Here is a 17,137-nt window from a genome sequence, read left to right on the forward strand (position 1 = left end):
CGATTTCTGACCATAAGGGATGGTTTTGACTGATAATATGACGTTCAACTAGCTTCATATCTTGATTATACCTGATAACGTTCTTAAAATCTATCGGTGGCCAAAGTTACTTATTTTAGCTATCTAGCTACAGAAATGAGTAGCTTTAAAAAGCTTTAGGTAGGTTTTTGGTTTCTGTGGTTAACCCCAATTTTAAAAGAGAGTTTCCCCTTAAAAATCCCAACCTATATCTTGAGCAATTAAACCCTCGACACTGTGGCCATCTTCTCCTTGAGACATGAGGTAACGTTCAATTAAAGGCAAACCCCTGTGTTTGTTAAGCAGGGAGCAGGGAGCGGGAAGCGGGAAGTGGGGGGAACAAATAAAATAATCTCCCGTCTCCGAGTCTCCTGACGACCGACTGCTGAGGGCTGATAGCGAAAATAACTGATCTGATCCCCTAGCGTGATAAGCTGTGTATTGGCTAATTTTACAAAAAATTAAGACTTTCCCCTTGTGGGAGTTATCAGCTAAAACCCAGAGTAGACATAAACAATGGTAGCGACAACAGAAACTAACGTTGGTAAAATCGTCCAGATCATCGGTCCTGTCATCGATGCCGAATTTCCCAGTGGCAAACTGCCCCGTATTTATAATGCCTTAACCGTAAAAGGAACTAACTCCGCCGGTCAAAATCTATCGGTTACTTGTGAAGTGCAACAGTTACTCGGTGATAACCAAGTGCGGGCCGTTGCCATGAGTACCACCGATGGTTTAGTGCGCGGTATGGATATCGTGGACACCGGCGCGGCGATTAGCGTTCCCGTGGGTAAATGCACCCTCGGTCGGATTTTTAACGTTCTTGGTGAACCCGTGGACGAAAAAGGACCGGTTAACGTCACCGAAACCTCTCCTATTCACCGTCCCGCTCCCAAATTAGTCGATCTTGAAGTAACACCGACGGTTTTTGAAACCGGTATCAAGGTGATTGACCTGCTCACCCCCTACCGTCAAGGGGGCAAAATCGGCCTCTTCGGGGGTGCTGGTGTGGGCAAAACCGTCATTATGATGGAATTAATCAACAATATCGCCATTCAACACGGTGGTGTCTCGGTTTTTGGCGGTGTGGGTGAAAGAACCCGCGAAGGAAACGACCTCTACAACGAGATGATCGAATCGAAGGTAATCAACGCTGATAACCCCGAAGAATCGAAAATCGCCCTCGTTTACGGTCAGATGAACGAACCCCCCGGAGCGAGAATGCGCGTCGGTCTCTCCGCTTTGACCATGGCCGAATACTTCCGCGATGTCAACAAGCAAGACGTACTCTTATTTATTGATAATATCTTCCGTTTCGTGCAAGCTGGTTCGGAAGTATCGGCGCTCCTCGGTCGGATGCCTTCTGCGGTAGGATACCAACCCACCCTCGGTACTGACGTAGGCGACCTGCAAGAGCGGATTACCTCCACCAAAGAAGGATCGATCACTTCCATCCAAGCGGTCTATGTACCGGCGGATGACTTGACCGATCCCGCTCCCGCTACTACCTTCGCTCACTTGGATGGAACAACTGTACTATCCCGTGGTCTGGCTTCCAAAGGTATCTATCCGGCGGTAGATCCCCTCGGTTCCACCAGCACCATGCTCCAAGCTGATATCGTCGGTGATGAACACTACGGCACCGCTCGCGCCGTCCAATCTACCCTGCAACGCTATAAAGAGTTACAGGACATCATCGCTATTCTCGGTTTAGACGAATTGTCGGAAGAAGATCGTCTCACCGTTGACCGCGCTCGCAAAATTGAGCGTTTCCTCTCGCAACCTTTCTTCGTGGCGGAAGTGTTCACCGGTTCTCCAGGTAAATACGTTACTCTCGCTGATACGATCAAAGGCTTCCAGATGATCCTCAAAGGTGAACTCGATAGCTTACCCGAACAAGCGTTCTATATGGTCGGCAATATCGATGAAGCGATCGCTAAAGGCGAAAAACTCAAAAAAGGCTAATTAAAAGTCAGTAGTAACCGCGTTTAGCGGTTACTTAACCCAGAAATCTGCCAAAATTATCGTTATTATCACCAATGAGCATTACAGTACGGGTTATTACACCCGATCGCATTGTCTGGGATAACGTGGCTGAAGAAGTAATCCTACCCAGTTCCACGGGACAATTAGGTATTCTTAGCGGTCACGCTCCTTTATTAACTGCCCTGAATATTGGCGTAATGCGAATTCGACCGGGGAAAGACTGGGAAAATATCGCGGTTTTGGGCGGTTTTGCCGAAGTCGAAAATAATGAGATCAAAGTCCTCGTTAATGGGGCGGAATTAGGCTCAAAAATCGATAAAGAAAAAGCTCGCGCCGAATACGAACAGGCCCAAACCCGTCTCGATGAAGTCAGTAAAGGGGATGACCGTCGCAAAACTATCCAAGCGCAACAATCATGGCGCAAAGCTCGCGCTAGATACCAGGCCGCTGGTGGTTTAGTATCGGTTTAAACCCAACCAAATCAAATTAAATTAAAGCAAAATCGGGCGGGTTTATATAAACCTACCCGATTCTTTTTCAGTTATCAGTTATCAGTTATCAGTTATCAGTTATCAGTTAAGTAGGGCTTGCTGAATAAATCTAAAAACCTTGTTGGATAAGACTTTTGGACTTTTTTCCCCTCAAAAAGTACCAGATATGGGAGTGATCAGGGGGAAATTCAGGGACTTTTTCCCTGAAAATTAGGTAATTGACCCCCTCAAAATCGGTAAAACCCCACACCCCACACCCCACACCCTACACCCTGCCCCTAGGAAAAACTTTTTCAGCAGACCCTAGATATTTATTCACCTCTGGAGGTTATTAATTATGAAGGTTAAGCAATTTGATTGTGTGGAAATGAAACGGTTGAGTAGCGAAAAAATCTATGAAGACATTAAAAATATGAAAATAAAGGAAGAATTAGCCTATTGGCAACAAGCTACTAAAGAGTTAGAAAAACTTCAAAGTCAATCATAGTTTAGCGAAGGGATCGCAACTACAAACCTGGTTCGTTATTCCCCCCTTATTTCGCAGGGAAGGGGGGTTAGGTCATTCGGGCGATTTTTCATGTTGGCAAGGTCATATTCTGGTTTCATGGTTTTATTATCGATAATGTTTACCTTCGTTTTTACCCGTAAAAGTCCTCATTTAGAATCTGTTCAGGTGTGAAAGGACAAGCGAGGGGATACTCACTTTCTTGGGGAATACGAATACCAAATTGAGCGCGTTTACCCTGTTTGATGGCGACTTTACGAGCGCTGGAATAGGCTTGTGTGATGGAGATTAAGAGATAAGATTTAAGAGAGGGAGTCTTAAGTAAATCATCTTGAACGCGCTGGCGATGCTCATCTACTGAGTTATACCAACTTGCTTTCATTGTCTCAGGAGCATCATGCTGTATCTTTAATTTGAGTAAGTGAATCAACAAGACCATTAAGTTGCTCTCTAAGGCGCGTTTCTCTGACTTACCCAAATCTTTTAACTCCTCAATTAAGTTTTCTATATCCAGTTGTTCAAACTGTCGATTCTGTAATTGATGAATAGTTTGCTCAATCCACAACTGAAGATCTTGTTCGTAAAGTGTTGTGGGATTTTCTTGAATGTCCGATTGTTTTAATAAGTTCATTTGGCTTTCATTAAGTTAACGGTAGATGAATAATTTGGTCTTTATATTTATTATTATACTTGATCTTTACCAGATAGTGTGATCGCATTGGGTTCTTAATTATTGACCTCTCCCCTGAACCCTATCCTACAAGGAAAGGGGAGAGAATTTAGCGAAGGGAGTGCAACTACAAACTGGGTTTGTTGTCAAGGCTCTAGCCCGAACAAGTTTAACCTGTTTTCTTTAGGTAGTGAGAAGCTAAATGGACATAACCCTATTGCCCAAATTGGGTAACTTATCTAGAATAAGTATATGAAGAGAGGAGGAGACGTGATGGAGTATCAGAATTTTTCGCTCATTAAAGAAGATATTCAGGCTGATGCTTGGGGACGGATTAGCCTTGGGACTGAATGTAGCAACCGTCACTATCGAATACTGATGAATGCAAGCGGGGAACTTCTTTTGGTTCCCATGGTGGCGATTCCAGAGGGAGAACTATGGGCTTTTCAGAATCCTAGTGTCCGCGAGTCGCTCAAACGGGGGCTCGCAGAAGCCCGCACGGGAGATTTCGCTGAAGAAACAGTCGATTTAGACGCTATGCTTGAGTTTGCTGAATCTATTCCTGAAGAAGTCGAGGAGTAATTGAATTTCTCTTTACGACAGACACAGGAAGCTCGAAATACTCTATCTGAATTGCGAGCAGAAGCGGAACAGGCTCAAAAGACTCGCCTGGCTCAAGGTAGGACAAAAGCATCGAAACAAGAGGGTCTCTACAAACAGGTAACAAAAGCCCTCAAGCTCCTCAGTACAAACCCAAGACATCCAGGACTAAAAACCCACGAATTTAATTCCCTCGACAACCCTTATGATGCAACACAGAAGGTTTTTGAAGCCTACGCCCAACAGAATACACCGGGAGCCTATCGAATTTTCTGGTGCTATGGACCTCATTCGGGGGAAATCACCATTCTCGCTATTACACCTCATCCGTAGATCACAACATTGTAGGGGCGAAGCATTCGGGCGATAACCTATCGCTGAAACCGTAGATTTCCTATCCGAATGCTTCGCCCTTACTTTTTCAGCAAGCCCGAAATAGTTAGCGCTGAAGCGCAACAACAAGCCAGGTTCGTGAGGGAGTGAGGGAGGATCATCACCCCATCACCCCCCCATCACCCCATCACCCTCTCTTTTTAAAGCCGGATTTAGTATTAGGGGGGAGTTAGACCAAACCCCGCACCTCCTCAACCCCAACCCCCAAAACAGAAGCAATACCGACAAGAATCTCCTCATCTTGCGTTTGCTGATAAAGATCAACAAGACTAGGCAAAGAAAAGGTTTGTACACTGTAACCATCGTTAAATTCTGCCCAAATTTGTAAGGCTTGCAGGTAATAACTTTTGGCTTGGCTCAATTCCCCAACTCCTTCCGCTACCCCTCCCAACTGGTGCAGGGTTCCGGCTTGCTCATAGCGATCGCCATATTCAATCTTGATCTCAATAGCTTGCTGGTAGTAGCTTCGGGCTTGCTCCCATTCCCTCAATTCTTGCGCTACCGCTCCCAAATTGTGCAGGGTGCTGGCTTGGGAGAAGCGATCGCCATATTCAATGAAGATCTCAATAGCTTGCTGGTAGTAGCTTCGGGCTTGCTCCCATTCCCTCAATTCTTGCGCTACCCATCCCAACTGGTGCAGGGGGCGGGCTTGGGAGTAGCGGGCGCTTTGCGTGCCTCCGGCAGCGCCATATTCAATGCAGATCTCAATAGCTTGCTGGTAGTAGCTTCGGGCTTGCTCCCATTCCCTCAATTCTTGCGCTACCCTTCCCAAATTGTGATAGGTAGTTCCCAATATTGAGGCTTTTTGTTGCTCGTCCACCCCTTGGAGATTTTGAGTTAATTCAATAACTTTTAGATAAGTCTGTTTCGCCTGTTCATAGTTTTTTGTATTGTTATAGGCGATGGCGAGATTGCCCAAAGCACCAACAATGTTACTACCGATTATCCCAGTTTTAATCTGCTCAGGATAAGTTTGACAAGCTTGACAAACACTCTCGCATAGTTTCAGTTTGCTACTAACATCATTGGTAGCAACAAAATAATTATGTAAGCAAAAGAAGATATAAATATCTTCCTGCTTTTCCAAACAAATCTGCAACGCATGAAACAGATTTTCATACTCCCAGCGACAGAACAATATCCCCCACTGCTTCTCTTGCGGATTTTTGGAATCTAGTAAGTCATCATAATAACCTGCTAAGTCTCGGTAATGATTCTTAAAACCCTCCCAAATTGCTGCTTGTGTCTCTGGTGCTAATTCCTTTAACTTCGTCTTCAGGAAGTAGGGAAAAATGGGCTGGATAGTCAATAAACTCGGCAATTCTTCACTCATCGGCGAAAGCAGTCCCCAATGAATCGCTTCTTCAATCGCTGCATCAAATTGGTCAAATTGATAACCTTGTAAAGGTTCTAATTTTTGTAATTCTTCACTGTAAAAAGGAATGAAATCCCTGTTAATAAACCCACTAAAAGGCGCTAAACAGAGTAACAGCTTCTGCGCCTCCTCCGACAAATTACTGTGGGAATACTCCACACATTTGATGATATTATTAGTCTTATCCTCATCCCCCACATTAACTAACTCCGCCAACTGTAACCCTTGCCAAATCTCCTCCGGTGACTGTCGCTTCAGATTCGCTAATACCACTTCCATCGCCAACGGATACCCCGCCAACAATTTCATCAAGCGCTTAAAATAATCATCCTTTTTAATCGCATTTTTCCGACTCTTCGCCTGACGTTCTAAGATTCTCTCCGCTAATTCAGTTCTCGACTCTTGGTCTAATCCTTGTAAGGGATAGATATTCTCCTTAAAAGTCCTGCGTTGCAGCCAAGTTTCCTCACTGCGAGAACCCAAAATCACCTTCGTCTTTCCCCCGACCAAATTCTTGAGAAATTCGGCGATTGCTTCCCTTTCATTCTCCGGTAAAGTATTCTGAATTGCTAACGGTTGTCCCGTCACCGACTCCAGATTATCTAAAATGAGAATATACGCCTCACTGCGGAGTTTTTGTTCTAGTTTCTTTACCCGCGCTTTCAGGTTCATCCCTTGGAAACTCGCCTGTTCAAAGCGATTATAAATTCCCTGACCGATTTCATAGACAATCTGTTCTAACGTCCAAGCTTTTTTATCATAACCAAAATAGAAAATATGGGTCGCCCAGTTGGTTTTCTGCCACCATTCTCGTAGATAATTGAGTAAGGTAGTTTTTCCTGTCCCTCCCATTCCTTTGAGTAAAAGGATATTATGTTTCAGCAGCGCCTTTTCCATCTTGAGAATTTCTAAATCCCTGCCGACAAAGCCGTATTCTGGTAAAGGAAAGACATATTGATTGCCGATATGTTCCCAGTATTTTTCCTCCTCTTCTGGAGTAAATGGACGCAAATTGAGATTAATTTTACCGCGACAATAAATCACCGGTAATAACCAATCTTCTAAATCTATTATCGTGTTATAATAGGCGCGGCGTTGCTTATTATTGAATAACTCTAACCGTCCCTTTCGCATCGCTTCCGTTAGGTCTTTTCCGTTCAATAATTGCTGATAAATTGGTTTCATCATCAACTTAGCTGCAGAAACCGTCACCGAATATCCCATCGCCACCACTGCTTGCATTCCCGCAGTCATCAAACGACTTCCTAAACTGGTTTCCCGATAGTCTTCTGATTCCTGGGAAATTTGCTTTGCTGACTGACAAGCATTGAGAATACAAATAGGGATATTTTTCCCGGTGAGTAAATTCGCTAATTCCGTCGCTTCTACCGGAGTCGCTTGACCTTTTTCTTCTCCTTCCAGAAACAGAAAAGCTTTTACTCCCTCATATTCTGCTAAATCCTCCAGTCCCCATCCCCTTTGATAGCGCCAAGAATCCCCGTGAACCTGTCTTTGGTACTGTTCATATTCCATCAATCCGCCATGAACATCGAAATGAATAACATGATAGTATCCTTCTCCCTTCTCATCCAGATGTCTGGTTAGTGATTCATAAGTTCCGGGACGCAAAATATCAATTTTTACCGGTATTTCACTACTATTTACCAGTTCTACCAAAGGACGGGAAATCGTGCGATAGTTAACATCAGATTCCTCATTAGGACGCGCAATCACCACCAGAAGATTGATAGTAGGATAAGTGGCCATTTGCACCGGGACAACTGTAGCCCCTCGACGCTGGCGGGAGATGATACAATCTATAGAAAAAGGACGCGGTAAATCAGGATCTTTCAGCGCTTCCCAATGTAAAGCTTGAAATTCTGGCGACTGACTTTCGATGATAATTTGCAGTTGACTTAACTGCTTTCGCAAGTCTCGATATTCCCCATAAGCATTTAAATTACTCTGGAAAACCTGTTTAAATAGGTTTTCGCCATAGTTTTGGACACTGTTGGCGGCTTTTTGCGCTTTATCCGTCTCTAGCGTCGGAAATACTAACCATTCCTCAAAGTACCATTCTAGGTCTTTTTCTTCTTGGTTAGTAAAGGGGTCAGTAACCGTAATTGGGTAGCTGTTACCGCTATCAAAATTGAGACTAGCAGTAAAGCCACCATCGTTAATTCCTTCTTCGCGGATGGTGAGGACTAACATAGAGATAAGTTTAGAATTGTTCTATTACAACTCTTCAGCAGTTTAACGGTATTATACTGGAAAAAACCTATTGCTTTGAGCCTATGGATGTTCGAGCGGCAGTTGCCCTAGAAGCGGGAAAACCCCTAACTATTGAAACGGTAAAATTAGCCGCACCGCAAGCGGGGGAAGTGTTAGTAGAAATCAAAGCCACGGGAGTTTGTCACACCGATGCCTATACTCTCTCTGGGGCCGATCCTGAAGGCTTATTTCCCTCAATTTTAGGCCATGAAGGGGCCGGAATCGTGGTAGAAGTGGGAAAAGGTGTCACTAGCCTAAAAGTGGGGGATCATGTTATTCCCCTATACATTCCCGAATGTCGTCAGTGCGAATACTGTCTCAGCTTTAAAACCAATCTCTGTCAAGCGATTCGTCTTACCCAAGGTCGGGGAGTAATGCCGGATGGAACCAGTCGTTTTTCCCTCGATAGTCAGCCGCTTTATCACTACATGGGAACCTCGACTTTTGCTAACTATACCGTGCTGCCGGAGATTTCCCTAGCCAAGATTCGCCCCGATGCTCCCTTTGAAAAAGTCTGTTATATCGGCTGCGGAGTCACTACAGGTATCGGTGCGGTGATTAATACCGCTAAAGTGGAACCGGGGGCAAAAGTGGTGGTTTTTGGTCTGGGAGGTATCGGTTTAAATGTTATTCAAGGGGCCCGTTTGGTGGGGGCCGATATGATTGTCGGGGTCGATATCAATCCCCAGAAACAAGCTTTAGCGACCAAATTCGGGATGACTCATTTTGTTAATCCCCAAGAAATCGAGGGGGATTTAGTGGCCTATCTGGTGGATTTAACTAAAGGTGGGGCCGATTATAGTTTTGAGTGTATCGGCAATGTCCAGATTATGCGTCAAGCTTTGGAATGTTGCCATAAAGGTTGGGGTGTTGCCACTATTATCGGTGTAGCCGGGGCCGGCCAAGAAATTAGTACCCGTCCTTTTCAATTAGTCACCGGACGGGTCTGGAAAGGTACGGCTTTTGGTGGAGCGAGAGGTCGTACAGATGTACCAAAATTAGTCGATTGGTACATGGACGGCAAGATTAACATTGATGATTTAATCACCCACGTTCTACCTCTGGCAAGAATTAACGAGGCCTTTGACCTGATGCGCCAAGGGGATTCTATCCGCAGTGTGATTACATTTTGAGCATAGTTAAGAAATACTTGACAAACTCTTAACTGTATGTGTGCGCCAGTTTCCTGACTCTCTTTAACTTACTATAGAAGCGATCAATCTTTGTGTCCTCTGTGTCTGGAGTGGTTCCTTCCACTCCCAGTATTTACACCTATTTTGTTAAGATATATTGCGGATACCCTGAACTTTAGTAAACAGAGGAGCTAAATCACCTAGTATTGCGTCCTTTTCAGTGAACAGTGAACAGTGATCAGTAACCAGTGATCAGTAACCAGTAACCAGTGAAAAGACATCAGGAAAGTGCTATTTAAAACTACTCACTTAATACTTCTTACTTAAAACTCAAATCTCATAACTGATGACTGATGACTGATCACTGATAACTGATAACTGATAACTGCCCTAATAACTTTTAAATTTTTAACTTTAAGCAAATGCGTAATAGCGGACTCCTCTCAAAAACCAAAGTCAAACTGAAACGGAAAAAAACGCTCACCTCGCCGACGCGGCCAGGGCCGAATAAATTACAGAATAAAATCAAAGATAAAGAGCGTCTAGTCGGTCGTCAGCGTCAGTCATGGCTAATTATGGGCTTAATTAGCATTGTCCTGCTAGGAGGAGTTGGCTCACGCTTGGCCTATTTACAACTGCAGCAAGGACAAATTAACCGAGAAAGGGCAGAAAATAACCGGATTCGCATTCTTCCCAAACCTCCAGTCCGGGGCAACTTATTCGATCGCAATGGCAAAGTTTTGGCCACGGCCCGTTTAACCCATGCGGCCTATATTTGGCCCAAATCCCAGCGTAATCCCGCCCAAAAACTCAATCTTGACCGTTTAGCCAGTATTTTAGGCATTCCCAGAAGCGACCTAGAAAAACGCATTAACGAAGCGGACGAAAACCCCTCCACCCTGATCCGCATCGCTAGGGGTTTAACTCCAGGCCAAATTATCGCCCTAGAGGAATACAAAGACGAATTAACCGGCATTGAAGTGGACGTGGAATCAGTGCGCTACTATCCCAATGGTAAAATTGGGGCGCATATTCTCGGTTATACGGGGGAACTAACCCCGGAGGAATATAAAGCCAAAAGACCCCAGGGCTACCGGTTGGGAGATGTCGTCGGTAAAATGGGTGTGGAAGCCGCCTACGAGTCAAAATTGCGGGGAGAATGGGGAGGAATGCAGTTAGAGGTCAACGGATCGGGACAAGTAATCCAAATTCTCGGCCAAAAAATTGCTAAACCGGGGCAAGATGTCACCCTGACACTAGATTTAAAACTCCAAAAAGCCGCCGAGGCCGCTTTAGGAAAACGCAAAGGTGCGATCGTGGCGATCGATCCCCGGGATGGTTCCGTGCGGGCCATGGTCAGTTATCCTAGTTTTGATCCTAATGTTTTCTCGGCCCCAATTACCACCGCCACTTGGAAAAAACTGCAAGCGGAGGGCAACCCGTTTGTTAACCGCGCTCTCCAAGGATTCCCCCCCGCTTCCACCTTTAAGGTCGTCACTGCCACTGCTGGCATGGAATCGGGGAAATTTCCCCCCAATACGGTCTTAAATACCTTTGCCGCCCTTTATGTGGGGGGGACAGCTTTTGGAGAATGGAATCACGCCGGTTTTGGTCCGATGGGTTTTGTCCGGGCCATGGCCATGAGTAGTAACACTTTTCACGGTCAAATTGGTCGCGGGGTGGGGGGACCGGCTTTAATTGCCACGGCTCGGCGCTACGGTTTCGGTCAGAAAACCGGGATAGAATTAGCGGAAGAAACTCCGGGGTTAATTGCCGATCGCGGTTGGAAACTGCGTAATTTTAAAAACTGGGATTGGTCTGTAGGGGATACGATTAATATGTCGATCGGTCAAGGATTTACCCTCGCAACTCCCCTACAGGTAGCTGTGATGTTTGCTGTCCCCGCTAACGGTGGTTTTTTGGTGAAACCGCACCTTTTACAGGATGCCCGGGATGTTAAGGAATGGCGAAAATCTTTGAACATGAAACCTAGCACCCTAGACACCCTGAGAAAGTCCCTGAGAGCCGTGGTAGCGGAAGGAACCGGTCGGGCCCTATCAGACCCCGCTTTACCGCCTGTAGCGGGCAAAAGCGGCACAGCAGAAGCACCTCCAGGCAAGTCCCACGCTTGGTTTGGAGCTTTCGCCCCCTTCGACGTAGCTCAGGGTAAACCTTTTGATAAGCCCGAAATTGTCGTGGTCGCCTTTGCGGAACATTCCGGCGGTGGTGGTGGTAAAGTGGCCGCACCTATGGTACGTCAGGTAATGGAGGCTTATTTTAATGTCAAACCCAAAGAAGAAAAACCCCGGCCGAAGCCTTAGAGACCTGTGGCGGTAAGCGGCACACAGCGCACGGTAATTCCCGTCGCCGTGGCGATTTTTTCCGCCCAAATCGCCAATATTTCAGCGTTTACGGGTTTGAGAATTTGCATTCCGTCGCCCGCGCTGAGGGGATTATTACCACGGGTTTCTAATTGTCTTTGTCTTGCCCGGGGACGGGTCGGGGTGTTAAGTTGAATTTCATCCGGTTGTAGCTGTTGCATCAAATCGATGTATCGGTCTTGATCTTGGGGCGACCAAGAGGCCAGCAGCATGGTTTGAATTGCTAGTTTTCCCGACCATTCTTGGCGAAATTGTCTTAATCCCCACCAAAGCTCCTGCCAATCCAGACCGGGGACCGGACGGTTAACCCGTCGCCATTGGGCCTCGGAAACAGCATCGATTTTAGCGGCGACGATATCAGCTTTGCTCAAGTCTTGACGCACTCGGGCATCTCCCAAGAGGGTACTATTGGTTAAGACTGCCACCGGCCGTCTGGTCATTTCCTTGACGGTGGCCAGTATTTCCCCTAAATTGAGGGCGAGGGTGGGTTCCCCGCTACCACTAAGAGTGACTATATCCACGTCCCAAGGAGCAAAGGCACTTAAATCCCTGCTAATTTGTTCGCTAGTGATAAAAATTCTTCGCTGCTCGGTTTTTTGCTCAATTTCTCCTAACTGACAGTAGGCACAGTTAAAGGAACAGGTGGAAACTAAACCGATCGGATCGATGCCCAAGGAACTGCCGAAACGCCAAGAGGCAACCGGGCCATATACGGAGCAGAAGTAATCCTGGGGAGCAGTCATCGAACCTACCCAAAAAATACGGAGAGGGAGGGATTCGAACCCTCGGTACGGTCTTACGATTCGTACAACAGATTAGCAATCTGCCGCATTCGACCACTCTGCCACCTCTCCAAGATGACATTATTTTAGTCTAACATAAAAGGCCGATTTTTGGCAAGTAATTTTTGGGCAGTTAATCGCCTAAACGACCATCCTCCATATTGACAATGCGATCAGCGATGTCGAGAATCCGGTTATCGTGGGTGACAAGTAAAATCGTGCAACCTTGTTCTTTTGCCAATTTCTGCATGATTTCCACCACATCCCGCCCGGATTGTTTATCTAAGGCCGCGGTCGGTTCATCGGCGAGGACTAATTTGGGATGACTGACGAGGGCGCGAGCGATCGCAACCCGTTGTTTTTGTCCCCCTGATAGATCGTGGGGATAATAATCAACGCGGTTGCCTAAACCCACTGACTCTAGAATTGCCGCCGCTTTTTGATCGAGATCTTGTTCTAAAAACTCCTCGTGCAGTTCCAAAGACATCCTTACGTTTTGTTTCGCTGTGAGGAATTTTAGTAAATTATGTGACTGAAAAATATAGCCAATTTGTCGGCGAATTTTCAGCATTTTGCCCTTACTAATTCCTAACATTTCTTGGCCGAGAATTTTTAAACTGCCCGCTTGTGCCGATCGCAAACCTCCCATTAAACTCAATAAAGTGGTTTTCCCCGATCCCGAAGGACCAGTCATAATCACTACTTCCCCCGCTTTAATTTCCAGATCGATATCGTATAAAACCTGTTTTCTTAATTCCCCCGTACCAAAATAGTGATTTAAGCCTTTAATGGCAATTACGGGTTCATTAGGGCTAAAATCCCCTAATTCTCGCTCTTTTTGAAAAATCGGCATTATTTCACCCTTGATAGCTTAGAAAATATCGGCTGGATCTGCTGTCCTTAATTTGCCCATAGCGACAATTCCAGAGGCAATACACATAATAATTGTCAGGATTAAAACTTCGATCGCCCTAGCGGTAGTCATCACTATCGGTAAAAGTGTAGCGGAGGAAGCGAGATGATAAACACCGAGAGAAACGATAAACCCTGGTATATACCCCAAAACCGCTAGTAATAAAGCCTCTTGCATCAAAACCCCGACTAAATACCAATCACCGTAACCCATAGCTTTTAGGGTAGCGTATTCGGGTAAGTGATCGGTGACATCGGAATAGAGAATTTGATAGACAATGACGATACCGACGATAAAACCCACTACTGTACCTAAACCAAAGATAAAACCAATGGCTGTACCATTTGCCCAATAGGTTTTTTCCCTTTCAGCAAATTCTTTTAAAGTAAGGACAATTACTTCATTTTTAGGGAAAAGTGCCTGTAAATTGGCCTTAACTGCTTCGATATTTGCCCCCGGTTGCAGTTTCACCAGTCCTATATCGATTTCGTGGGGTTGACGTTCGGGAAAGAGCCTTAAAAAGGTAGAATCACTGCTAATGACGTTACCATCGGCAGCAAAGGAGGCACCAAGGGTAAAAATTCCCGCTACCTGTACCTCTTTTTTATTTAACTGAACTCTCAAATCGGGGTTTTTCTGGAGTAAATCGGCAATTGGACCGAATTCTGGCCTACCAGCTTGATCGTACAAGACGCGATTTAACATCTTCAGATCACTGGATTTTTGATTAACTTCCGGGAGAGTAAAAACCCGTTGACTGGGATCAAAACCAAAGACTAAAGTAGTTCTTTCTAGGGCAGTTTCGGGATTGCGCCACTGGGCAGAAGCAATATAAACTGAGGCTATAGATTGAATACCCTCGACTCTTTTAGCTTGGTACAAGCGATCGCGTGAGAAACTTTTCACCGCAAAGAGGGTGTCGAATTGGGGATTAATCAGGACTAAATCCGCATCGAGGACATAATGGGGTTTAACGGAAGCATCAAATAAGGCATCCCGAAACCCCAACTGCGTGAAGATTAAGAAGTCAGCAAAGGCAATCCCGGCAATAGCTACAATCAAACGGGTTTTCTCTCGCGTCACCTGTAACCAAGATAGGGGCGTTTTTTTGAATAGATGGGTTAGTTTCATGGAAAACCTACTCATTGATAGTTACAGTTACTTGGGAATTGGTTAAACCTGCCACTTTTTCACTGTTTTCGCGATCTAAGGCAATGCGGACAGAGATCACTTTGCGATCGAAGTTTTCTCCCGGTTGATTGCTGAAGATATTTTGTTGGTCAACTTTTAAGGCAATTAAGCGCACTTTTCCGCTAACTTCGCCCTTAAACGCCGATCCGGTAATCGTGGCAGTTTGTCCCTTGCGAATTTTCCCGATATCGCTTTGATAGATTTCGGCAATTACTTCCATGCGCTCGGTTTCAGCAAGGTCAACAATTCCTTGATCGCTGATTTGTTCCCCGATACGGGTATTGACTTTAATCACTTTGCCGGTAATTGGCGATCGAATATAAGCCTGATTTAACTCGGTTTGAGCTTTTTTAACGGCAACTAGGGCAGCATTTACCTCCGCTTGGGCTGCCTGCACATCGACTCCCCGCACTTCTGAGACTTGATTTAAAGTGGATCTGGCCTCTTTGATCTGCTGTTGACCAGTGGATTCAATCCGGGCTAGGGTAGTCTTGGCTTCTTCTATCTCTTGTTTACCAGTGCGTTCAATCCTCTCTAGGGTAACTTTTGCTTCTGTGAGTTGTTGATTACTGGTTTCTAAATTTAGTCTTTTACTATCAAAACTAGAGGCGGAAATTGCCCCTTCTTGATAGAGTTTTTCGTAGCGATCAAATTCAGCTTTGGCATTGCGATATTCTGCTTCTAATTTGCCAATTGTCGCTTTTTGGGCAGCCCTATCCCCTTCTAATTGCGCTGTTAATCTTTGGATAGTTGTCCGTTGGGTTGCTTGATCCCCTACCCATTGTGCCTCGATTTTTCGCACGTTAGCGGCATTAGCATCGATTTCACCGACTTTTGCCCCAGCTTTCACCTGTTCTAGTTTGGCTGCGGCTACTTTCACCTGTTCTTGTGCCTGTCGCAGGTTATCCTCTAATCTTTCCTGACTTTCGAGAATGGCGATTATTTGTCCCGTTTTGACGCTATCTCCTTCATCGACTAATAATTGCATGACTCGATCGGAATCAAGCAACATCGGGGCAGATATGCTGATAATTTCTGTCCTCGGTTCAATTCTGCCTAAAGCGGTGATTTTTTGCGGTACGGGCGACGCAATTACAGGGGTTTTGGTTTCGGGTTTGCTGGCGAATTGGGAAAGACTATAAAAGGTGGTTATTCCTAATAATCCTGTGCCTAATACTATTAACCCGATCATTAACTTTTGATTTGGTTTTACAAAAGTTTTACCGTTCATAATTTTTTAGTTAATAAGTGATTGTTGGGGGTTAACAGTTTTTCTGCAAATAAGTAGTAATAATTTTACCTAATAATTCCATTTGTTCATCGATCGCAATCTGTTCATTGCACCACAGGCGCTCTAATATCAGTCCATTAATAACGCTGACAACTAACCAAGCTACACTCGGATCGCTAATACCTAAAATCTCGATTACTGCCTGATGATAGCGGCGATCAACGCGCTCAAAAAGTTGACTACGACTCAGTTCTTCTCGTCCTTGGTATTGAGAATAATCAATCCATAAGAATAATTGTTTGATGCAGTAATCCTCGCGATTAGTCATAAATTTGCCGAGAATTTTTAGCTTTTCTGTCAGGGTTTTTCCTCGATCAATCTCGGCTTTAGCTAATAAAACATCCTCTCGGCACATCTCCTCGACTAATTGCTCGAAAAGTGCCGCTTTACTGGGAAAGTAGTGGTACAGCGTTCCCGTGGACACTCCCAATCCTTGCGCTAATTCTCTCGTCGTCATGTTAGCATAGCCTTTCTCGGCAAAGAGTTCGGCACTTTTTAAGAGGAGTTCTTTTCGGTATTGTTCTACATCTACTATCTTAGGCATAAGTTTAATATCGAACATTCGTTATATTTTAGCTTAACATTACTATAAATGGGGAAATCGGCTCTCCCTTTGCCTGTATGCTAGAAAGAGGAGCTAATTCGTTGTTGAGCGAGCTTTTTCGCAAGGATTGACAGTATGGGTAATATTCACGAGCAGTTATTAGAGGAATTAGCCGAAGTGGAGTGGAGTGACTTGATCCCCCATGCTCAAAGGGATGCGCTGATCCTAGTTTCCGATTCCCTCAATTTAATCGAAGTGGCAGAAGCGATCGCTGGTGATCAGGTTGCTCAAGTGCAGAATTGGATCGGGGAAAAACTACTAGAAAAACCGACACAAGAGCAATTAAGCGATTGGAATTCCCATCCCGATAACCTTTTTAATACACTAATCGTGCAACCTTTTGTGTTAATTCAGACCATAGCTTAGATAAAACCAAACCCCCCAATCTTGTGGGATTGAGGGGTAGGAAAGAATAATCCTGGCATCGAGCTATTGTCCCGGTCGGCAACCCGACAAGTATCTTGGCCACGGTGAAGTTTCACAACCGAGTTCGGGATGGAATCGGAGTGGTGCCATCACGTTAAAGACACCAG

15 protein-coding genes, 1 tRNA gene and 1 rRNA gene are annotated in these 17,137 nt (G+C 45.2%); 8 read left to right on the forward strand and 9 right to left on the reverse strand.

Going from position 1 to position 17,137, the window contains the following annotated elements:
* Window positions 1–534 precede the first annotated feature (534 nt).
* The 3 genes from atpD (at window position 535) to PX482_RS26335 (ending at window position 2,982) form a co-directional block, all read left to right on the forward strand.
* Window positions 535–1,983: a F0F1 ATP synthase subunit beta gene (atpD, locus tag PX482_RS26325; protein ID WP_061431567.1), complete on the forward strand. Its 1,449-nt coding sequence runs from the start codon at window positions 535–537 to the stop codon at window positions 1,981–1,983.
* Window positions 1,984–2,057: 74 nt separating this feature from the next.
* On the forward strand, window positions 2,058–2,474 hold the full coding sequence (gene atpC, locus PX482_RS26330; RefSeq protein ID WP_002760449.1) for an ATP synthase F1 subunit epsilon: 417 nt from the start codon (window positions 2,058–2,060) through the stop codon (window positions 2,472–2,474).
* A gap of 358 nt (window positions 2,475–2,832) precedes the next feature.
* On the forward strand, window positions 2,833–2,982 hold the full coding sequence (locus PX482_RS26335; protein WP_287972030.1) for a hypothetical protein: 150 nt from the start codon (window positions 2,833–2,835) through the stop codon (window positions 2,980–2,982).
* A 151-nt stretch (window positions 2,983–3,133) separates the two neighbouring features.
* On the opposite strand, the gene PX482_RS26340 is transcribed toward PX482_RS26335, so the two are convergent.
* A complete protein-coding gene (locus tag PX482_RS26340) occupies window positions 3,134–3,631 on the reverse strand; it encodes a DUF29 domain-containing protein (RefSeq protein WP_002798842.1) in 498 nt (165 codons plus the stop codon).
* Between the two features lie 312 nt (window positions 3,632–3,943).
* Between PX482_RS26340 and PX482_RS26345 the strand changes: the two genes are divergently transcribed.
* Window positions 3,944–4,252 carry a hypothetical protein gene (locus PX482_RS26345; RefSeq protein ID WP_288095791.1) on the forward strand — a complete coding sequence of 103 codons (309 nt, stop codon included), beginning with the start codon at window positions 3,944–3,946 and terminating at the stop codon, window positions 4,250–4,252.
* Window positions 4,253–4,603, forward strand: coding sequence for a hypothetical protein (locus tag PX482_RS26350; protein ID WP_004268952.1), 351 nt, complete (start codon window positions 4,253–4,255; stop codon window positions 4,601–4,603).
* Between the two features lie 229 nt (window positions 4,604–4,832).
* Here the strand turns inward: PX482_RS26350 and PX482_RS26355 are convergent, their stop codons facing one another.
* Entirely contained in the window at window positions 4,833–8,249 is a 3,417-nt protein-coding gene (locus PX482_RS26355) for a tetratricopeptide repeat protein (RefSeq protein ID WP_288123218.1), read from the reverse strand.
* A gap of 83 nt (window positions 8,250–8,332) precedes the next feature.
* Between PX482_RS26355 and PX482_RS26360 the strand changes: the two genes are divergently transcribed.
* Both PX482_RS26360 and mrdA read left to right on the forward strand, forming a co-directional pair.
* Window positions 8,333–9,442, forward strand: coding sequence for an S-(hydroxymethyl)glutathione dehydrogenase/class III alcohol dehydrogenase (locus PX482_RS26360; RefSeq protein WP_288095795.1), 1,110 nt, complete (start codon window positions 8,333–8,335; stop codon window positions 9,440–9,442).
* A gap of 422 nt (window positions 9,443–9,864) precedes the next feature.
* The gene (gene mrdA, locus PX482_RS26365; RefSeq protein ID WP_288123219.1) at window positions 9,865–11,763 is read left to right on the forward strand and encodes a penicillin-binding protein 2; all 1,899 of its coding nucleotides are present in this window, start codon (window positions 9,865–9,867) and stop codon (window positions 11,761–11,763) included.
* Here mrdA and PX482_RS26370 read toward each other — a convergent pair.
* The 6 genes from PX482_RS26370 to PX482_RS26395 form a co-directional block, all read right to left on the reverse strand.
* Complete coding sequence (locus tag PX482_RS26370; protein WP_288123220.1) at window positions 11,760–12,566, reverse strand: radical SAM protein; 807 nt, start codon at window positions 12,564–12,566, stop codon at window positions 11,760–11,762. The genes mrdA and PX482_RS26370 overlap by 4 nt on opposite strands.
* A 19-nt stretch (window positions 12,567–12,585) precedes the next feature.
* Window positions 12,586–12,677: transfer RNA gene (locus PX482_RS26375), tRNA-Ser, on the reverse strand.
* A gap of 61 nt (window positions 12,678–12,738) precedes the next feature.
* Window positions 12,739–13,458 (reverse strand): DevA family ABC transporter ATP-binding protein, encoded by a 720-nt coding sequence (locus PX482_RS26380; protein ID WP_288093764.1) that lies wholly within the window; start codon window positions 13,456–13,458, stop codon window positions 12,739–12,741.
* An 18-nt stretch (window positions 13,459–13,476) separates the two neighbouring features.
* On the reverse strand, window positions 13,477–14,649 hold the full coding sequence (gene devC, locus PX482_RS26385) for an ABC transporter permease DevC (RefSeq protein WP_288059707.1): 1,173 nt from the start codon (window positions 14,647–14,649) through the stop codon (window positions 13,477–13,479).
* Between the two features lie 7 nt (window positions 14,650–14,656).
* Window positions 14,657–15,940 carry an ABC exporter membrane fusion protein gene (locus PX482_RS26390; RefSeq protein ID WP_288093761.1) on the reverse strand — a complete coding sequence of 428 codons (1,284 nt, stop codon included), beginning with the start codon at window positions 15,938–15,940 and terminating at the stop codon, window positions 14,657–14,659.
* A 31-nt stretch (window positions 15,941–15,971) separates the two neighbouring features.
* On the reverse strand, window positions 15,972–16,544 hold the full coding sequence (locus PX482_RS26395; protein WP_288023666.1) for a TetR/AcrR family transcriptional regulator: 573 nt from the start codon (window positions 16,542–16,544) through the stop codon (window positions 15,972–15,974).
* Window positions 16,545–16,679: 135 nt separating this feature from the next.
* On the opposite strand from PX482_RS26395, the gene PX482_RS26400 reads away from it, so the two are divergent.
* A complete protein-coding gene (locus PX482_RS26400; protein WP_002745388.1) occupies window positions 16,680–16,970 on the forward strand; it encodes a DUF2288 domain-containing protein in 291 nt (96 codons plus the stop codon).
* Window positions 16,971–17,020: 50 nt separating this feature from the next.
* On the opposite strand, the gene rrf is transcribed toward PX482_RS26400, so the two are convergent.
* Window positions 17,021–17,137: ribosomal RNA gene (rrf, locus tag PX482_RS26405) — 5S ribosomal RNA — on the reverse strand.

The sequence above is a fragment of the Microcystis sp. M53602_WE12 genome, assembly GCF_030065455.1.
In the GTDB taxonomy this organism is placed as follows: Bacteria; Cyanobacteriota; Cyanobacteriia; order Cyanobacteriales; family Microcystaceae; genus Microcystis; species Microcystis aeruginosa.